Origin of the sequence: Streptomyces sp. D2-8, assembly GCF_023184515.1 — a bacterium.
In the GTDB taxonomy this organism is placed as follows: Bacteria; Actinomycetota; Actinomycetes; order Streptomycetales; family Streptomycetaceae; genus Streptomyces.
This window is the reverse complement of the sequence record NZ_JAAHBP010000001.1, coordinates 592,093-610,260: the sequence shown is the minus strand read 5'-3', so window position 1 is coordinate 610,260 and position 18,168 is coordinate 592,093. Positions and strand designations below refer to the sequence as shown.

General features: G+C 69.8%; 12 protein-coding genes. 5 read left to right on the top strand and 7 right to left on the bottom strand.

Annotated features, from left to right (window positions below; all coding sequences use genetic code 11):
* Window positions 1-62: 62 nt before the first annotated feature.
* Together G3I77_RS02680 and G3I77_RS02675 are read right to left on the bottom strand one after the other, a co-directional pair.
* Window positions 63-635, bottom strand: a complete 573-nt coding sequence (locus G3I77_RS02680) for a hypothetical protein (protein ID WP_248500798.1) — start codon at window positions 633-635, stop codon at window positions 63-65.
* Window positions 629-5,476 carry a polymorphic toxin-type HINT domain-containing protein gene (locus G3I77_RS02675; protein ID WP_308311354.1) on the bottom strand — a complete coding sequence of 1,616 codons (4,848 nt, stop codon included), beginning with the start codon at window positions 5,474-5,476 and terminating at the stop codon, window positions 629-631. Before G3I77_RS02675 ends, G3I77_RS02680 begins: the two co-directional genes overlap by 7 nt.
* Window positions 5,477-5,571: 95 nt before the next feature.
* On the opposite strand from G3I77_RS02675, the gene G3I77_RS02665 reads away from it, so the two are divergent.
* Window positions 5,572-5,730 carry a hypothetical protein gene (locus G3I77_RS02665; protein WP_248500797.1) on the top strand — a complete coding sequence of 53 codons (159 nt, stop codon included), beginning with the start codon at window positions 5,572-5,574 and terminating at the stop codon, window positions 5,728-5,730.
* Window positions 5,731-5,790: 60 nt separating this feature from the next.
* On the opposite strand, the gene G3I77_RS02660 is transcribed toward G3I77_RS02665, so the two are convergent.
* Window positions 5,791-6,444, bottom strand: a complete 654-nt coding sequence (locus tag G3I77_RS02660; RefSeq protein WP_248500796.1) for a DUF4360 domain-containing protein — start codon at window positions 6,442-6,444, stop codon at window positions 5,791-5,793.
* Window positions 6,445-6,945: 501 nt separating this feature from the next.
* Between G3I77_RS02660 and G3I77_RS02655 the strand changes: the two genes are divergently transcribed.
* A complete protein-coding gene (locus G3I77_RS02655; RefSeq protein ID WP_248500795.1) occupies window positions 6,946-9,942 on the top strand; it encodes a beta-galactosidase in 2,997 nt (998 codons plus the stop codon).
* A 251-nt stretch (window positions 9,943-10,193) separates the two neighbouring features.
* Window positions 10,194-11,147, top strand: a complete 954-nt coding sequence (locus tag G3I77_RS02650) for a hypothetical protein (RefSeq protein ID WP_248500793.1) — start codon at window positions 10,194-10,196, stop codon at window positions 11,145-11,147.
* Window positions 11,148-11,157: 10 nt separating this feature from the next.
* Here the strand turns inward: G3I77_RS02650 and G3I77_RS02645 are convergent, their stop codons facing one another.
* From G3I77_RS02645 to G3I77_RS02630, 4 genes are all read right to left on the bottom strand, one after another.
* On the bottom strand, window positions 11,158-12,672 hold the full coding sequence (locus tag G3I77_RS02645) for an alpha-N-arabinofuranosidase (RefSeq protein WP_248500792.1): 1,515 nt from the start codon (window positions 12,670-12,672) through the stop codon (window positions 11,158-11,160).
* A gap of 79 nt (window positions 12,673-12,751) precedes the next feature.
* Complete coding sequence (locus G3I77_RS02640) at window positions 12,752-13,585, bottom strand: carbohydrate ABC transporter permease (protein ID WP_248500791.1); 834 nt, start codon at window positions 13,583-13,585, stop codon at window positions 12,752-12,754.
* The gene (locus G3I77_RS02635; protein WP_248500790.1) at window positions 13,582-14,520 is read right to left on the bottom strand and encodes a carbohydrate ABC transporter permease; all 939 of its coding nucleotides are present in this window, start codon (window positions 14,518-14,520) and stop codon (window positions 13,582-13,584) included. Before G3I77_RS02635 ends, G3I77_RS02640 begins: the two co-directional genes overlap by 4 nt.
* Entirely contained in the window at window positions 14,520-15,875 is a 1,356-nt protein-coding gene (locus tag G3I77_RS02630; protein ID WP_248500789.1) for an extracellular solute-binding protein, read from the bottom strand. The genes G3I77_RS02635 and G3I77_RS02630 overlap by 1 nt, the downstream gene beginning before the upstream one ends.
* Window positions 15,876-16,124: 249 nt before the next feature.
* On the opposite strand from G3I77_RS02630, the gene G3I77_RS02625 reads away from it, so the two are divergent.
* Window positions 16,125-16,736, top strand: a complete 612-nt coding sequence (locus G3I77_RS02625; RefSeq protein WP_248500787.1) for a toxin-antitoxin system, toxin component family protein — start codon at window positions 16,125-16,127, stop codon at window positions 16,734-16,736.
* Complete coding sequence (locus tag G3I77_RS02620; protein WP_248500786.1) at window positions 16,733-17,956, top strand: DUF6545 domain-containing protein; 1,224 nt, start codon at window positions 16,733-16,735, stop codon at window positions 17,954-17,956. The genes G3I77_RS02625 and G3I77_RS02620 overlap by 4 nt, the downstream gene beginning before the upstream one ends.
* Window positions 17,957-18,168 lie beyond the last annotated feature (212 nt).

Here is an 18,168-nt window from a genome sequence, read left to right as displayed (position 1 = left end):
CTACGCCGGTGTTTCGCTCTGGGTTTACCCCGAGCGAAACACCGGCGTTCACCTGGTGAGTATCAGCGTCCCAAGCGACTCCGGACGTCCTCGAGCCGCTTTCGACCAGCAGCCCGGTCTCGTTCCCTGAAACGCGAGAACGAGGAAGGGTTCGGCGCCTCTGCCAGAGGCGTCACAACAGCTTGCCGTTGAAAGTCGGCTTCTTGCGTGAAGTGCACGGGCTCCTGGAGGTTCTGGTCCAGTTGCCCCATAGCCGTGAGACACGCGTGTGCGCACTTTAGCGCATCGTCAACCTGGCGGCTGCAGCGATACAGGGCCGCGTAGCGCAGCGAGAGCACTGCGTAGAAGGAATAGATTCCCGCTACGTCGGCAAGCTCTTCGTCGGACGGCAGGAGTTCTTGGAAGCTCTCCAGGCAGTCGACGTACCTCCGGAAATGCTCGGCCGGAGTATCGAGGTTCCACAGATCTTCCTGGAGTCGGACGGCGGTGTCGACGTCACTGACTCGCATGGGGTCAGGGCCGGACAATCCCGTGAAGAGCTGCACCATCCGCTCCGCACAGCCCGCCACGAAGATTTCCACCTGACTCTGCGACAGCTCTCCCAGAGCCGCAGCAACAGCTTCGTCGACTACCACTCAAAGCTCCTTTGGCGAGTCGTGGTGTTCCCATTTCCGGGATACACCGTACCCATCATCCTACCGCCCGTACCTCGGATGAGTGGCGCGCAAATACCCCGGCAGACGTTTCGAGAAGTCCCTCCCGCGACCGGCGTCCACCCCATTCTATTAATGAAGAGCAAAGCGTTCTGCTCCGCATGAGTTCCCGGGACATTATCAGCCACAATCTCGCCTCTGCGGATTGCAGACATCTGAGCGGGCGTTAGACCATCGCCGGAGCCGGCAACAACGTTGACCTGCCCCCGGGGCGTATTCGCCCGGACTACCGCGACGGTGCTCACATTCTTGCGAATGAATGCATCCGGCTCAGCCGCATGTATTTCACCCGCCCGCGCGGATAGGTCGCAATTGTGCGCGAGCACTGCCGAAGTGCCGGCAAGAACGTAGAACGTATGCGCATCCGTGACAGTGAGGTTGTGAACCGTCGCCCCAGCGGCCGTCCAAGCCTCCACCGCCCCGACCTGCACCCACGTCCCCGAGGACGTCTGGAGCCACTGCCCCGGCTTCAGTTCGCCGGCGTCGATCCACTCCCGGAGGGACGGCACCCAGAAGGGGTGGCCCGCGGTGGCTGTGACTGTCGTGGTCTTCGTTCCCGACTTGGACGAGGACGCGCCGTCGTGTATCGACAGCGTCACCTTCACCAACCGCTTGGTGCCCTTGCCGAGGATCGTCGCCGTGGCCGTCTGGACCGACGTACGGCCCGTCTTCGGGTCCGTGGCGATGACCTTGTCGCCGACCTTGACCTTCTCGATCGGCTTGGTCGAGCCATCCGCCATCAGGACCCGGGTGCCGGGGACGAAGCTGTTCGCCGACTCGCAGCCGATGTTCTGAGCCTCGTCCTTGGCCGTTTCCTTGGCCTCGTCCCGTACTTCCCGTGCGACCTTCTTCACCGCCCGCTTCACCTGCGACGGCTTCGGACGCGCCTTCGGCTGTGAACGCGGTTTGGCGCGCGGTTTCGGGCGGGCCGCCGCCTTGCGGGCCGCCGCTCGGCGAGCTGCCGCCTTGCGGGCCGCCGCACGTGCCGCGCGGGCACGAGCCTGCGCCGCCGCGCGACGGGCTGCCGCGCGTTTCGCGGCAGCACGGGCCGCCGCTCTCTTCGCCGCCGCCCGCTTCGCCGCGGCCGCCTTCCTCGCCGCTTCCCTGCGGGCCTTCGCCGCCGCGCGCTTCGCGGCCTCGAGCGCCCGCTTGCGTGCGAGTGCCGCCGCCCGCCGGGCTGCCGCCTGGGCCGCCTTGCGCGCCGCGATGATCGCGGCCCGTCGAGCGGCCGCGCGGATCGCGGCCTGGATGGCGATGCGGGCCGCGATGCCGATCAGGATCGGGAAGAACTCGCCCGTGGGGTCGGAGAAGGTCGCCGGTGCGTTGTTGCTGTAGGCGTACGGGTTCATCGTGGCCGGCTGGCCGTAGTCGACCATCGGGTCGACCGAGATGAACCTGCCCGTCACCGGGTCGTAGTCACGGGCGCCCAGACGGGTCAGGCCCGTGTCCGGGTCGACCGTGCCACCGACGAAGCCCCGTTGTCCCGGCCAGTCGGTGGGCTGTTGCCCCCGTGCCTCACCGAACGGCATCGACTTGCGGCGCGTGACACCCATGGCCGGGTCCACCATGTCCACGACCGTGTGGGACGTGCCGTGATGGTCGGAGATCATGAGCTCGCGAATGCCGCCGGTCGCACGAACCGTGGTCATGCCGTCGGGGTGTGCGTAGAAGCGTTCCGCCTTCGCCGTCATGTTGTCGGCACTGACCGTCAGCTCCGCCTCACCGAGGTACAGCGTGCGGCTGCCGTCCGCGCCGGTGCGGATGAGGCGTTCGCCGTCCGCGCCGTACAGGTACGACGTGGTCTTCGTTCCGCCGCCCTCGACCGGCTCGGTCACCTTGCGCAGCTGGCCCTCGACGTCCCATTCGAGGGACTGTTGGGTGCCGCCGTGCTGGCGCTTGGTGGTGTTGCCGGCCTTGTCGTAGGAGAACGTGTTCAGGCGTTCGCCCTGCGGGCCCGCCGACTTGATCTCCGCCAGCGCGTTGGGGCCGCCGACGCCCGGCTTGCCGTAGGTGTAGGTGCGCTTGACGTCCTTCGCCGTGTCCCCGGTCGGGTCGTGCTCGACGAGTTCCTTGCGGTTGCCCGCCTCGTCGTAGGTGTACGACTGCCAGTACGCCTCCGGGCCGCCGACCGTGCTCTTGGACGGGCCGGCCGCGCAGTCGTCCGCCTTCGCCGACCAGGCCGAGGTCATCTGCCGCAGCTGGTCGTAGACGAAGCACTGCGTGTCCCTGCCGCCCGCGTCGCCTGCCGCGGTGCCGGGCACATCCGTGATCTTGGTGACGTTTCCGGCCTGGTCGTAGCCGTACCGGGTCTCGCTGATACGGGCAGGAGCGAGGGAGCGGTCGAAGGTCGCCGTCTGGAGGCGGCGGGTGAACTCGTCGTAGGTGTAGGTACCGTGGACCCGTTTGGCTGCCGGGCCCGCGTCCGTGCGCAGGATCTCGCCGAAGGCGGAGTACTCGACGTCGGCGAGGTACGTGGACGCCCCGCCGATGGCGATGGGCAGGTCGTCGGAGTTGTAGCGGAAGACGACCTTCTCGGTCACCAGGCCGCCCATCCCCGGGACTTCGGCCCAGAACAGGTTGCCGGTCGGCGTGTAGTCGTAGCGGTAGGTGTACGTGCCGGCCACACCGATCTCGGCTTCGGGGATCACCGTCTTCGACGACTTCACGCGGTAGGCCTTGTCGTACTCGGTGACCTCCTCCCGGTACTCGCGTCCGCCGTCGTAGCGGATCGCCGCCGTGGGCAGGCCCTTGGCAAGCGTGTCGTACGTCCACTCGACGCGCTTGGGACCGGTCTCGCTGTCTTCGCGCAGAGTGGTCGGCCGGCCGCCTTCGTCGTACGTGGTGACCAGCGTCCGCTCGAGCGGGTCTGTGGTCGCGACCACGTTGTCGGTGGCGTCGTACCGCATCTTGGTGCGGCCACCGTCGGGGTCGATGACCACGGTCTGACGGCCCCGCTTGTCGTACTCGAAGGAAGTGGCCGCACCGCCGGGTGCGGTGACTTTCCTCAGGTCGTCGAGGTCGTCGTACTCGTAGACCGTGTCGCGCCACTTGGTGCGTTCGGTGTTCGTGTACTCGCGCAGCCGCTCGGTGCGGCCCTCGGCGTCCTCGAAGACGGTCGTGACCGTGTCGCCCTTGGGCGGGATGGTCGTGGTCGCGTCGCCGTTCCGTTCACCCTTCGGTGTCCAGTACTGCGGGAAGCAGCGCATGGTGTTGGACTCGGGCGCCGCCGGCATCTTCCTCGGCTCCAGTGCCTGGCACTCGCGCGGCGAGTAGGTGACGCCGATGCGTCCGCCGCTCTCGGTGTCGATGGCGTGGATGCGCAGGCGGGAGAAGGGCGGCAGGCCCTCCACGCCGTCGACGCGGTTGTCCATCTGGGTGCCGGCGAAGGTGACCTTGGGCATGGCGGCGGTGCCGTCCGCCCCGTGTCCCGTACGGGTGATGGACTTCAGCCACAAGGCCGGTGAGGTGCCGTCACCGGTGGGCGGGTAGGACTGTTCCAGCGTCCAGGAGTCGACGGTGTTCAGCGCGCCGCCGGAGAGCACCTGGGTAGTGATCTTCTCCAGGCGCTTGGTGGTCCAGAACGTCGGGGAGTACTTGTCGGTGCACTTGGCGCCGGAGGCGCAGGCCTGGTCCAGCGGTACGTCCGGCCAGTGCTTGGCGTTGGCGGTGGTGCGCTTGGACTCGGCGCAGTCGAAGGTGCTGGTGGGTACGCAGCGCTCGGTCGTCTTGAAGGCGACGCGTCCCGCAGGCTGGACGCCGAAGAGCTTGTCGGAGCGCAGGCCGTAGTCGATGCGGTCGAGCTGGGCGGAACGGTCGTAGGAGATCTGCTGGTCGGCCTTCATGTTCTGGCCGTAGTAGTTCTTCCACTTGGCCCACCACAGGGTCATGGCGTCGCCGAGCGGGTCGACGACGTAATCCAGGTTCCAGCGGTAGCCCTGGGCACAGTCCGAGTCCATGAAGGCGGTGGCGTGGCACGGCTCGGTCGGGTGGTTGCCGAACACCGGGACGGTGAGGGCCGAGTTCGTGACGGTGCCGTCGGGGGCGCCGGGCAGTTTGTTCAGACCGAAGTGGTACCGGGTGCCGTCGGTCGTGGTCAGGACCCAGTACTCGCCGTCCTTGGTGCCGTTCGCGGCGCCCTTCTTGTGCTCCAGGCGCGAGCCGTCGTCGTCGGCGGGGCGCCACTCGTCGGTGCCGTCCTTCTTGACGAGTTCGGTGGTGTTGCCGCCGAGGGACATCACGACATGGTCGGATCCCCAGCAGAGGTCGCCGCTGTCGCTAGTGTTGTTGGGCTTGTGCTCCTTGCCGCTCTCGTCCTTGATCGGCGCCTTGTCGTCGGAGCAGGAGCGATAGCGGCGCTCGATGAAGCCGGGTTCGTAGTCCCATCCCTCGGCGATCCAGGATGACTGCCCGTTGGTGGAGGCGGTGCGGCCGTCGACGGACTGAGAGGAGTAGGAGAGCTCGACCTCCGGCTGCGGGCCGCCGGGCACCTCGGGTGCCTCGATCGGGTACGTCCACGAGAAGCCTCCGGACGAGGAGCCGGCCATCCAGGAACCGGACGGGGACAGCGAGGTGGCCTCGTGGCTGCCACCGGGCCCGGAGGCGGCGGCGGTCGCGGCGAGCACGGTGGGTGCGGCGCTCGCGGTGGCGAGGTCGACCGTGGCGGTCACCTTCTGCTCCGCCGGGTCGTTGGCCCCGGTCAGTTCGGTGCGGTCACGGCAGCCGTCCTTCTCCGGCGTGGTCAGCGCACAGGAAGGGAGCTGCACGAGGCGGAGCCGGGAGCCCCAGTCGCCGCCGTAGGTGTCCTTGAACGACGAGTAGTCCAGCTCGATCTCGACCGAGCCGGAGGCGCACCACGCTGATGGTCGGCGGCGGACTGCTCTGGGCGTTGCTCTCGCTGTCCATGGTCGACGAGATCGACGGCCCGGGCCGGTCCATGCCGCTGCCCTTCCTCGCCTTCTACGTACTGGCCGGGACGGGACTGGCCGGGGCCGGGGGCGGTACGGGACGCCGGGGCTAGGGGTGTCCGGAACACCTTGTGAGGGGCGACCCGCCGGTCGGCGGGCCGCCCCTCACCCCGTCACGACTTCTTCGGGCACTGCTTCCACGCCAGGTGGTACACCGTGCTGATGTCCCCGTCCGTGGAGTCCATCGTCATGAAGCTGACCTTGTCGGCCGACTGGGTGCCGGCGTTGACCCGGAGCTCGGTGTTGATGTTGAAGTTGCGCTGGACTCCGCAGGGTGCGTAGACCAGTTGGGCCCAGTCCGTCTCGTCGGTGGCCGACCAGTTGTCGTTGAGGGGGCCGCTGAAGGGGTGGTTCTTGTAGACCGTGCTGGGCGAGCCCTGGAAGTAGTACGAGGCCCGCTGGGTGCCGCTCGCGCCGCGCTGGAGGGCGGCGAAGCCCCGGTAGTCCGCGCTCGCGATGGCGTAGGTGAAGCCGCCGGGGACGTGGACGACCAGGCTCAGCTGGCAGTTCCTGCGGAACGCGGTCGGGTCGGAGTTCCCGCCGGCCTGGGCGAGGTAGTCGCTGTAGGTGACCGTGAACGCCGTGTTGTCCTCGGAGACGGCGACCGCCGCCGTGCCCTGCGGGCAGCCGGAGCCGTTCACCGTGGCGACCTTGATGATGATCTTGTCCGGGGGCGGGTCGTCGAACCCGGAGGACGGGGATTGTGCGGGAAGTGCGCTGGTGAGCAGCGCGGCGATCGCGCCGCTCAGGAGCAGGCCACCGGCCATGTTTCTCCCATCCGTGCGTGGGGGGTGGATCGTGGCGATTGACGAGCATGCGCATGTCAAAGCGACAGGCGTACGCACCCCCGACCTGTGACCTTCCCATGAAGGAGATGTGAAGAGCGGGAGCGGTCGCATCGTACGCAGCCCCGCAGAGGTCGGCCAGGTCGCTGTCCGGCCATTCACACTGGCGGGAATTCACCCGGGTACCGGCAGGCGCATAAGGTGCGTTGCACCAGTGCGTCAGACCGAGGACATCCCGAGGACATCCCGAGGACGGAATGAGGATCACGCAGAGCGCCCCGCACGGCCGCCGATCAACGGCTCCACGACCGCTCGTACCGCGCAGAGTCCGCACGTGCAGAGATCCTCACAGGACCATGGTCGCCGTCACCCTGTAGACATTGAGCACACTCAGCACGCAACACAGCGAGCACACGCACGCACCCACCGCCGCACCGACGCAGTACGCACCACGCACCGCAAGGCACAACAGGAGGCGCTCCCTTGGAGCTCAGCAGGCGTACCTTCCACGCTCTGGCCGGCACGGCGGCGCTCGGCTTCGCGCTGACCGGCAGCGGGTCGCCGACCTCCGCCAACCCGGCACGCACCGCGCCCACCGGCCCGCCGCCACCGGTGCCGAGCGCGGACGGCAGACGGCACGAGATCGGCTTCGACCACTACTCGCTGCTGGTCGACGGCCGTCGCCTGGTGCTCTGGTCGGGCGAGTTGAACCCCTTCCGGCTGCCGAGCCCGTCGCTGTGGCGGGACGTGCTGGAGAAGATGCGTGCCCACGGCTACAACGCCGTCAGCGTGTACGTCGCCTGGAACTACCACTCCCCCGCGCCCGGCCGGTACGACTTCACCGGCGTGCGCGACCTGGACCTGTTCCTGCGGACGGCCGCCGAGACGGGGATGTACGTGATCCTGCGGCCCGGGCCGTACATCAACGCGGAGGTCGACGCCGGCGGCTTCCCGGGCTGGCTGACCGCCACCGAGGGCCGGGCCCGGACCTCCGACCCGACGTATCTGCGCTATGTCGACGAGTGGCTGAGCGCCGTCAACGCCATCGCGGCCAAGCGTCTGTTCACGCGGGGCACGGGCACGGTCCTGCTCTACCAGATCGAGAACGAGTACGACGCGCACGTCGACGAGCCGTCCGGGCGCGCCTACATGTCGTACCTGTACGAGAAGGTCCGCGCCGACGGCATCGACGTACCGCTGTTCCACAACGACAAGGGGCCGGGCGGCCACTGGACGCCGGGGTCGTTCGGGACCGGCGGCGAGAAGGGGCGCTGGCTGTACGGGTTCGACGGGTATCCGGAGCCGGACGAGGTGCCGCCGGACTGGGGGTCGTTCGGGACCGGCGGCAGGAAGGGCGGGGCGACGGCCAGTCCGCGGACGCCCGGGTTCGTGCCCGAGTCCGGCGGGGGCTGGTTCGACCCGTGGGGCGGGTCCTGGTTCGACGGCAAGGGGTACGCCGAGGCGCGCCGGACCCGGGACGCGGCGTACGAGCGGCGCTTCTACCTCACCAACCTCGCCAACGGCATCACCCTGCACAACGTCTACATGACGTACGGCGGCACCTCCTGGGGCTGGCTGCCCGCACCGGCCGTCTACACCTCGTACGACTACGGCGCCGCGTTCGACGAGGCCCGCAACGCCACCCCGAAGCTCGCCCCGATGCACCAGATCGGGCAGTTGCTGCGGTCCGTGCCCGACCTCGCCAGGCTGAACCGGGCGAAGTCCCTGCGGGCGGCCGACGAGCGGATCAAGGTCTACCCCCTGACCAACCCCGACACCGGGGCCCACTTCTACGTCCTGCGCAACGACACCGATGAGGCGGTCTCCTCGACGCTGCCGGACGCCGGGATCGACGTGCCGGTCACCGTCCCGGCCCGGGACGCCAAGCTGATCGCCGCCCATCTCAGGCTCGGGAAGCGGACGCTGGTGCACTCCACCGTGCAGCCCATGGTGAGCCTGACCGCCGGGCGGCAGGACATCGCCGTGTTCGCGGGCCGCCGGGGCGAGATGGCGCAGGTCGTGCTGGACTGCGCGGACGAGCCGACGCCCATGCGGCTGGACGCGGAACCCGCCTGGGCCTACAACCTCGGCAAGCTGCACGTCACCGCCCCGCTCGGCGCCGGCGGGCTGAGCCGGGTGCGGGTCGAGGGCGACGGCGTGGACACGCCGATGCTGCTGCTGTTCGCCGACGACGCCACCGCCCTGCGGCTGTGGCCCTACGAGACCCCGTCCGGCCAGCTCCTCGTCTACGGCCCCGCCCTGCTGCGGTCGGCCACCCTGCGCGGCTCCACGGTCCACCTCACCGGCGACACCACCGGGCAGACCGGCCTGGAGGTGTGGGGGCCGCGCGGCATCACCCACGTCACCTGGAACGGGCGGCCGGTCCCCACGCGGATCAGTGCCTCCGGCAGCCTGCTGGCGCTGCGGCCGCTGCCCGGTGTGACCCGGCCGGCCCTGCCCGCACTGGACGGCTGGCGGCGGCGGACCGGGAACCCGGAGGCCGATCCGGACTTCGACGACTCGGACTGGACGACGGCCGACAAGGAGACGACCTTCAGCACCACGCCCGTGCCCGACGGGCAGCCCGTCCTGTTCGCCGACGACTACGGCTTCCACTACGGCGACGTCTGGTACCGGGGCGAGTGGACCGGGGCGAACGGCATCGAGTCCGTGTCCCTCGCCTACAGCTCGGGCACCCAGGGCCTGCTGATGGCCTGGCTGGACGGCGAGCCGCTGGGCACGCACCGGATGCCGGTCCCGGACAAGGACCGGGCGCGGCAGGGGACATGGACCGCGAAGGCCGCCTTCGACCTGCCGGAGAAACTGCGGGAGACGTTCCGTGAGGAGCGGGAGAAGGAGCGGGAGCAGGGCGGGAAGCGCGACCGGCACGTGCTCTCCGTGCTCGTGCGGCGGATGCAGCACGACATGGACGGCAAGGCGCTCGACACGCACAAGGCCGCACGGGGACTGACCGCCGTCACCTTCGAGGGCGACTCCCCCGAGGTCGCATGGCGGATCCAGGGCACCGCCATGCCCGACCCCGTGCGCGGCCCGATGAACACCGGCGGGCTGCACGGGGAGCGCGAGGGCTGGCATCTGCCGGAGTACGACGACGGGGACTGGAAGGACGCCGAACTCCCGCGGTCGGACCGGCGGCAGGGCGTCACCTGGTACCGGACGGACTTCCGGCTGGACGTCGCCCCGGGCGTCGACGCCTCGATCGGGCTCGTCCTCGACGATGATCCGGACCGGGCCTACCGCGTCCAGATCTTCCTCAACGGCTGGAACATGGGCCAGTACATCAACGACGTAGGCCCGCAGCACACGTTCGTGCTGCCGAACGGGATCCTGCGCACACGTGGTGCCAACACACTGGCGTTGGCGGTGTTGTCCGACGGGACCACACCGTCCGGGCCGGGGGAGGTGCGGCTGACGCTGCTGGGCGCCGCCGCCGGAGGGGTGCCCGTCAAGCAGGTGTGACCGGATCGAGCCGTCCCCGTGCATTGCCTTCTCCGGCACGCTGGTTCACCGTGTTGACCCTTCAGACCGGCGACCGGGAGGGGACTCTGGTGCGAAGAAGGCGATTCATCAGCGGATTAGTCGGTGCCGGGGCGGGTCTTGGACTCGTCCCGGCGGGCGGGGGGCCGGTCGCGGCGGCGGCTGCCCGGGCGACCGGCGCGGCCCGCGAGTGGCGGGCCGCGCCCGCACCGGACGGCACAGCGGCCGCCCAGTTGCGGGACGTCGCCGCCGCCGGGGACGGCCTGGCGTGGACCGTGGGCGAGGAGGGCCGCAGCGGAAGCACCCTCGGCTCCCCACTGGCCCTGGTGTGGGACGGCACGGCCTGGTCGCGGACCGGCCTCGGCCATCTGGGCTTCCGCGGCTACCTGCACTCCGTCGCCGGGACGTGCGCCCGCTCGGCGTGGGCGATCGGCACCGACACGGCCGGCGTCACCCATCTGCTCGCGTGGGACGGAGGCACCTGGCGGGAGACCGACTTCCCCGGCCGCGGCCGGTCCGGCACCTCCCTCACCGGCGTCGCGGTCGACCCGGGCGGCGGAGCCTGGTTCTCCGGGCGCACCTCCGACGGCCAGTTGCTCCTGCACCACGACGGCACCACCTGGACCTGGCTCCCCGCGCCGCCGAGCGCGCCCACGGCCACCCCGTCGGGTGTCCAGCTCACCCCGCGCGGCGACGTCTGGCTGTACGGCGTCGGCATCGTCGCCCGCTGGGACGGCTCGGCCTGGACCGAACTGCCCGCCTACCAGGGCCTGCGCGCGAGCATCACCGGGCTGCTGCCGGTCTCCGACGACGACCTGTGGCTCGTCGGCTACGACTACGGGGTGGGCGGCCCGGTCGGCAAGCCTCCGGGCGTCCTGCTCCTGCACGGCGACGGCAGCACCTGGCAGGGCGTCACCGAACCGTTCGGTGTCGGCATGCTCAACGGGATCGTCGCCGACGCGCAGGGGCGGCCCGACCGGATCGCCGGCTGGGACTTCTGGGACCAGACCCGGGCCCACTACCTGCGCTGGGACGGCACGGCCTGGGTGAGCGAGCGGGGGCCGGTCGCCACGACCCCCGTCGTCATGAACGCCCTGGCGAAGGTGCCGGGTTCGGCCGGCTACTGGGCGGTCGGGACGACCTCGACCGCGGCGTCCTCGACCGCCCGGCTGCACATCGAACGCTGACCGGCGGCTGTCACGCCAGCCGGATCACGTTCCAGGACAGCGGCTCCAGGACGGCGCTCAGCGTGCCGTCCCTCAGAGCCGTGCCGTCGACCGGGTGGGGGGCGACCCGCTCGGGTTCGTCGAGGGTGTTGCGGGCGTCGGGGTCGGCGTCCGCGAGGGCGCTGTGCTCGACGACCCGCGTCAGGTCGAGGCCGCTCAGGGCGACTTCGAGCGGCAGGGCGTCGGTGCGGCCGCGGTTGACCGCGAAGACGGCGACGGTGCCGTCCTCGGCGCGCACGGCGGTGGCGTGCAGCAGGTCGGTCTCGCCGTACCTCTTCGTCTCGTACGTCGGCGAGTCCACGCGGACGTCCAGGACCTGGCCGCGGCCGTACCGCGCCGCCTGCGCGAACGGGAAGAACGTGGTCTGCCGCCAGGCCGGGCCGCCGGGCTCGGTCATGATCGGCGCGATGACGTTGACGAGCTGGGCGAGGCAGGCGACCGTGACACGGTCGGCGTGCCGGAGCAGGGCGATGAGGAGCGAGCCGAAGACGACCGCGTCCGTCACGCTGTAGTTGTCCTCCAGCAGGCGCGGGGCCTCGGGCCAGTCGTCCTGCTCGAAGGTCTTGGCGCGGGCCTCCCACTCGGGCAGGTACCAGACGTTCCACTCGTCGAAGGAGAGGTTGATCTTCTTCTTCGACTTCAGCCGGGCGCCCACGTGGTCGGCGGTCGCGACGACGTTGTCGATGAAGGACTCCATGTCGACGGCGGAGGCGAGGAAGGAGTCGAGGTCGCCGTTCTCGGGCCAGTAGTAGGCGTGCAGCGAGATGTAGTCGACGAGGTCGTACGTCTCCTTCAGGACCGTCGCCTCCCACTCGGCGAAGGTCGGCATGGACTGGCTGGAGGAGCCGCAGGCGACGAGCTCGACGCCGGGGTCCAGCTGGCGCATGGCCCGGGCCGTCTCGGCGGCGACCCGGCCGTACTCCTCCGCCGTCTTGTGGCCGGTCTGCCAGGGGCCGTCCATCTCGTTGCCGAGGCACCACAGGCGGATGCCGAAGGGGTCCTTGTCGCCGTGGGAGACGCGCAGGTCGGACAGGGCGGTGCCCGCGGTGTGGTTGGCGTACTCCTGGAGTTCGAGGGCCTCGGCGACCCCGCGCGTGCCGAGGTTGACGGCCGTCATCGGCTCGGCCTGGGGGCCGATCTTGCGCAGGAAGTCGATGTACTCGGAGAGGCCGAAGCGGTTGGACTCCGTCGAGTGCCAGGCGAGGTCGAGGCGGCGGGGGCGGTCCTCGGCGGGGCCGACGGAGTCCTCCCACTTGTAGCCGGAGACGAAGTTGCCGCCGGGGTAGCGGACGGCGGTGACGCCGAGTTCCCGGACGAGGGCGAGGACGTCCTGGCGCAGGCCCTTGTCGTCGGCGGTGGGGTGGTCGGGTTCGAAGATGCCGGTGTAGACGCAGCGGCCGAGGTGTTCCACGAAGCTGCCGAAGAGGCGAGGGTTGACCTCGCCGACCGTGAAAGCGGGGTCGAGGGTGAAGCGGGCGGTGTGCATGCTTGCCTTTCGAGGTTCAGTTTCGTCTGCGGGTGTGTGGTGGCCGGTCGCGCAGTTCCCCGCGCCCCTTGGGGGTCTCCTACTGGCCTGCCAGGCCTGTGTGGGCGACGCCCGCCACTATCTGCTTCTGGAAGAACACGAACACGATGATCAGCGGCAGGCCCGCCATCAGGCCGCCGGCCATGAGCTGGGCCCACTGGATGCCGTAGGAGTTCATGACGGTCGCGATGCCGTTCGGCATGGTCATCAGGTCGGGGTTGTTGGTCACCATGTACGGCCAGAGGAAGTTGTTCCACGAGGCGATGAACGTGAAGATGCCGACCGCGGCGAGGGAGGGGCGGGAGAGCGGCAGGACGATGGTGAAGAAGACCCGCCAGCGGCCCGCGCCGTCGATGAAGGCGGCCTCCTCCAGTTCGCGCGGGATGCCCTGGAAGAACTTGTAGAGGATGTAGACCATCGCGGCGGGCGCGCACTGCGGCAGGATCATCCCCCAGTAGGTGTCGACCATCCCCATCTGCTGGACCGTGGTGAACAGCGGCACGCCCAGCACCGCGGGCGAGATCATCAGGCCCGCCATGACCAGGCCCATCAGGACGCCCTTGCCGCGGAACTCGGTGCGGGCGAAGCCGTAGCCCGCGAGGGCGCTCACCAGCAGGACGACGGACGTCACGCAGACCGAGACGACCAGGGAGTTCACGAACCAGTTGGTGATGTTGCCGGACTCGAACAGGGCCCTCCAGGCCTGGCCCGTCCAGTCCTCGGGGAGCCAGTGCGGCGGGACCTCCACCGCCTCGGTCTCGGACTTGAGCGAGGTGAACAGGCCCCAGGCGAAGGGGGCGAGGAAGACGATCGACACGGCCGTACCGAGGAGGGTGAGCAGGATCTGGCCGGGCGTCCACGCCTTGGTGGTCATCGGGCGCTCTCCTCACGGTTGCGCAGCAGCCACATCCGGGCGAGGGCGACGGCCGCGATGATCACGAAGAAGATGACGGAGATCGCGGAGGCGTAGCCCACGCGGTAGCTGGTGAAGCCCTCTTCGAGGGTGTACTGCACGAAGGTGCGGGTCGACCCCTCGGGTCCGGGGAGGAAGTCCATCATCACGACGGCCTGGTCGAAGATCTGGAGCGAGGCGAGGACCTGGAGGGCGATGACCAGGCCGGTGATGTTGCGCAGCATCGGCAGGGTGATGTGGACCATGCGGTGCCAGGCGTTCGCACCGTCCAGTTCGGCGGCCTCGTAGAGGTGGTCCGGGATGCCCTGGAGGGCGGCGAGGTAGAGCAGGAAGCTGAAGCCGACGGTCCACCACAGGGTCGTGATGACGATGGCGAGCATCGCGTAGGACGTGTCGGTCAGCCAGGGCGTCTCGATGCCGAAGACGTAGTTGATCATTCCGGTGCCGGGGTTGAACAGCCACTGCCACAGGTTGGCCGCGACGGTGGACGGCAGCAGGAACGGGGCGAAGAAGCAGAGCCGCCACAGCCACTTGCCGCGTTCGATGTGGTGGGCGAGCATCGCGAGGAGGAACGCGAGGACGGTGATGCAGGGGACGATCAGGAGCGTGAAGTACGCGCTGTGGCCGAGGGACTCCCACACCAGGGGGTCGTCGAGGGCCTCGCGGTAGTTGTCGAGGCCGACGAAGCTCGCGCCCTCGCCCGTGATGTTGGCGTCGGTGAAGCTGAGGTAGACGCCGCGCAGCAGCGGCCAGATCACGAACAGGGCGAAGAGCAGGAGGAACGGGGCGACGAACCAGCCGCCGTGCTGGAAGCCCTGCCTGCGGCGGAGGGTGGCGCTGCCGGCGGCGGTCTTCGCGCGTGCGGGTGCGGCGACGGTGTGGGCGCTGGTCGCCATCAGGCGGCACCTCCTTCTGCGGCTGTCTTCCCGTCCATGGGGTTCTTCGTGGCGAGGAGCCGGGTGAGCGCCTTCCTCATGCGGTCGGCCGCGGCCTCCGGCTTGGCGGAGCCCGTCGTCGAGGAGACGACGATCGGGCCGACGCGCTGGGCGAGGATGCCGGTGGAACCCGCGAACCACACCTTCGGCTCGGTGGCCTGGTGGTCCATGGCGGAGACGTACTCGCTCTGTGGGTCCAGCTTCTTGTACGCCGCCGTGGACAGGGTCGGTGTGTACGCGGGGATGTGGCCGCCCGCCGCCCACTGCTGGGCGTGCTGGACGACGTAGGCGGCGAGCTGGTGGGCGGCCTCGTCGGTGGCGCCGCCGCGGTCGGACTGGTGGGGCAGGACGAAGGAGTGCGACTCGGCGTGGGTGGCCTGCCGGCCGAAGACGGGCGGCAGCGGGGTCGCTCCGTAGTCGAGCTTCGCTCCGGAGTAGACCGGGACCGACCAGTTGCCCTCCCAGACGAAGGGGGAGCCGTTGAGGAACTGTTCGGCGCTCGCGAGGCCTCCGAAGCCCGGGTCGGAGTATCCGTCGGTGACGTGCCGGCGCAGGAACTCCAGCACCTGGACGGCCTTGTCGGTGTCGAAGGTGACCTCGGTGTTCGCGGCGTTGAACCAGGTGCCGCCGAGCTGGGTGTAGAACGCGACGAAGAACCACCACTGGAAGTTCTGGTCGCTGTTCCACATACCGATGGTCTGGAGCCCCTTCTTCGTGGCCCGCTTTGCCTCCTTCAGCACGTCGAACCACTCGTCGGTGGAGGTGACCGGCACGATCCGGCCGTCGTCGCCGAGCAGCCCGGCCTTCTTCAGCACGTCCTTGCGGTAGAAGCAGAGCTGGACGTGGATGTCGAGCGGGAGGGCGTAGAGCTTGCCGTCGATGACGCCGCGCTTCCACAGGGTGGGGTTGTAGTCCTGCTCCCGCACGCCGTACTTGGCGAGCAGGCCGACGTCCCAGGGGTCGAGGAGGCGGCCGGGTGAGAAGCCGGTGACGCGGCCGAGGTGCATGACGCCGAGGTCGGGGGCGCGGTTGCCCGCGGCCGCCATGGCGAGTTTGGTGTAGAAGGGGCTGCCCCACTGGAGCGTGGAGTCCTTCACCGCGATGTCCGGGTTCGCCTTACGGAAGGCGTCCAGCATCGCGATCATGTTGGCGCCGTCGCCGCCGCTGAAGAGGTTCCAGTAGCGCACGCGCGTGTCGGCGCCGGCGGCGAGTGCGTCGGCTCCGGTGCCGAGCGCGGCGAAGCCGAAGCTGCTCGCGACGAAGAGTCCGCCGAGCCCGCCGAGAAGCTGCCTGCGATTCAGGTCAGGTCGTCCCATGCCCTGCCCTTACGATCGATGACCAGTATCCGTTCGATATTTCGGATGACGCTCGCCACTTCGAACGGGACCGTAAGTTCGAAGCGCTTGCGCGTCAATGGTCCGGCTCGACTTCGGTCAGGACTTTCCGGGCAGAAACGGTCGTTCTCCGTTGAACATCGGACGTCGGATCGCATGACGCGCACACTTTCGGGCGCGTAGTCTCGGACGCGCCGCAAGGCCGTCGGCCGGTGCTGAGAAGGGGGAGCGATGGACATCGCGGGCGCGCGGATCAGGGCCGCCCGAGTCACCGCCGCGCTCAGGCGCTCACGCAGTGGCTCAGCCATGCGCGGCCTGGCCGCCGAGCTCGCCACCGCGGTGCGGGAAAGACCCCGGTACCCCACCGACATACGGGAGTTGTGCCGGGCGCTGTGCGAGGAGATGAGCACCCGGCGCGGCGGACGGCCCGTCGAGCTGCGCTTCGAGCGCTTCCCGGACGAGATCGAAGTGACGGGCCTGTGGGTGGAGTTCCAGGACTTCGACCTCGTCATCGTCGAGGAACGGGCCGAGGCCGTGCAGCAACTGGTCATCCTCGGGCACGAGCTGTGGCATCTGCACGCCGGGCACGGACATCACCACGGGGCGGGTGCGGCGGCGGCCCACGCGTTCGCCGACCGGCCGGGGTGGGAGGACGTCGCGCTGGCGGTGGCCGCCCGCAACGGCTCCCGGGAACGGGACGAGGCCGATGCCGATGCCTTCGGACATCGGCTGGCCGCGGGGTGCCGGGCGCTGCTGCCGGGTGAGCGCGCGCCGGACGTACCCCTCGAACCCGTGCAGCGGTCGCTGGGCTACCGGGGCCCGCGAGGAGGTGCGGCACCGTGACGACGGTCGCGCTGACCCCGGCCGAGTTCGTCAACCAGTTCTACCCGAACTTCTGGTGGATCCCCGCGGGGGTCCTGGCCGCCGCCCTGGCCATCAAGCTGCCGAGCATCATCCGGCTCTGGAAGGACCCGATGCTGCGCGCGGTCGGCGGGCTGCTGCTGCTCGCCTGCGCGGTGTTCGTCTTCGTGGCGCCGTCGACGATCGCCCGGGTCAACCGGCTCACCGGAGTGGCGAACTTCTCCGGCCCCTGGGTCTACTCGCTGCTCACCGCGTTCTGCGCCTTCTGCCTGCTGCTGATCATCTCCTGGCGCAACGGCCTGTCCGACCGCTCGGACCGCACCCGGCGCGCGATGCGCGGGGTCGTGGCGGTCTACTCGAGTGTGATCGTCGCGATGTGGGTGCTGTTCGCCCTCGCGGACGTGCCGGTGGAGCGGCTGCGGGATCTCGACACGTACTACGCCAACACCCCGTACATGCGCGAAGTGATCGTGCTCTACCTGCTCGCGCACACCGTGGCCGCGCTGGTCACCAACGGGCTGATCTGGAACTGGGTCCGCACCGACGGGCTCGACTCGCTGCTGCGCTGGGGGCTGAAGTTCCTCGGCGTGGGCTACGCGGCGCAGTTGCTCTTCGACGCCGCCAAGATCAGCGCCGTGGTGGCCCGTTGGTCCGGGCGGAATGTGGACTGGCTGAGCACGGCCGTCGCCCCGCCGCTCGCCTGCCTGTCCGCCGTGCTCATCGCGGTCGGCTTCATCTTCCCGCACGCCGGGCAGTACCTGCACGGCCGCTGGCACGTCCGGCTCGCCCATCACGAACTGCGGCCGCTGTACCTGCTGATGAAGACGGTCAACGGCGCGGGAGTCCCGTTCCTGCTGCGCGCGACGCCGGAGCTGCGACTGGTCCGCCGGGAGACGTTCATCCGCGACGTGCTGCTGCCGCTCGCCCGGCACCTCGACGAGGACCGGCGCGAACGGTTCCACGACGCCGCCCTCGCCCTCGGCCATCCGCCCGACCTGGCGAAGGCACTCGCCGCCACCGCGGCGATCCTGGACGCGGCCGACGCCAGGAACCGGACACGGGAGGACGACGGCACCGGTGCCCGTGACACCACGGATCTGCTGCGCGAGATCGGCGCCGTGTCCCGGGCCCTGCGCCGCACGGAGGACCTTCGGGCGATCCGCACCCTGGCGCATACGGACGGCAAGTCGCTCACCGGCTGACCACGCCCCGGGGTTGCCCCCGGCGGCCACGGGTGCCGTGTCCGGCCACGGCCGGTGCCCGCCGTGCCCGGCCGGATTCGCGGACGAGACCCGCACGGGGGGCCACGGGCACGGTACGTGAAGGTACGGTGAGAGCCGTCCGGGACAAGGCCCGCATGGCTCGAAACCGTTGCTCGCGGCCGGTGTTGGGCGCTGCACGGCTGTGGCCGGAC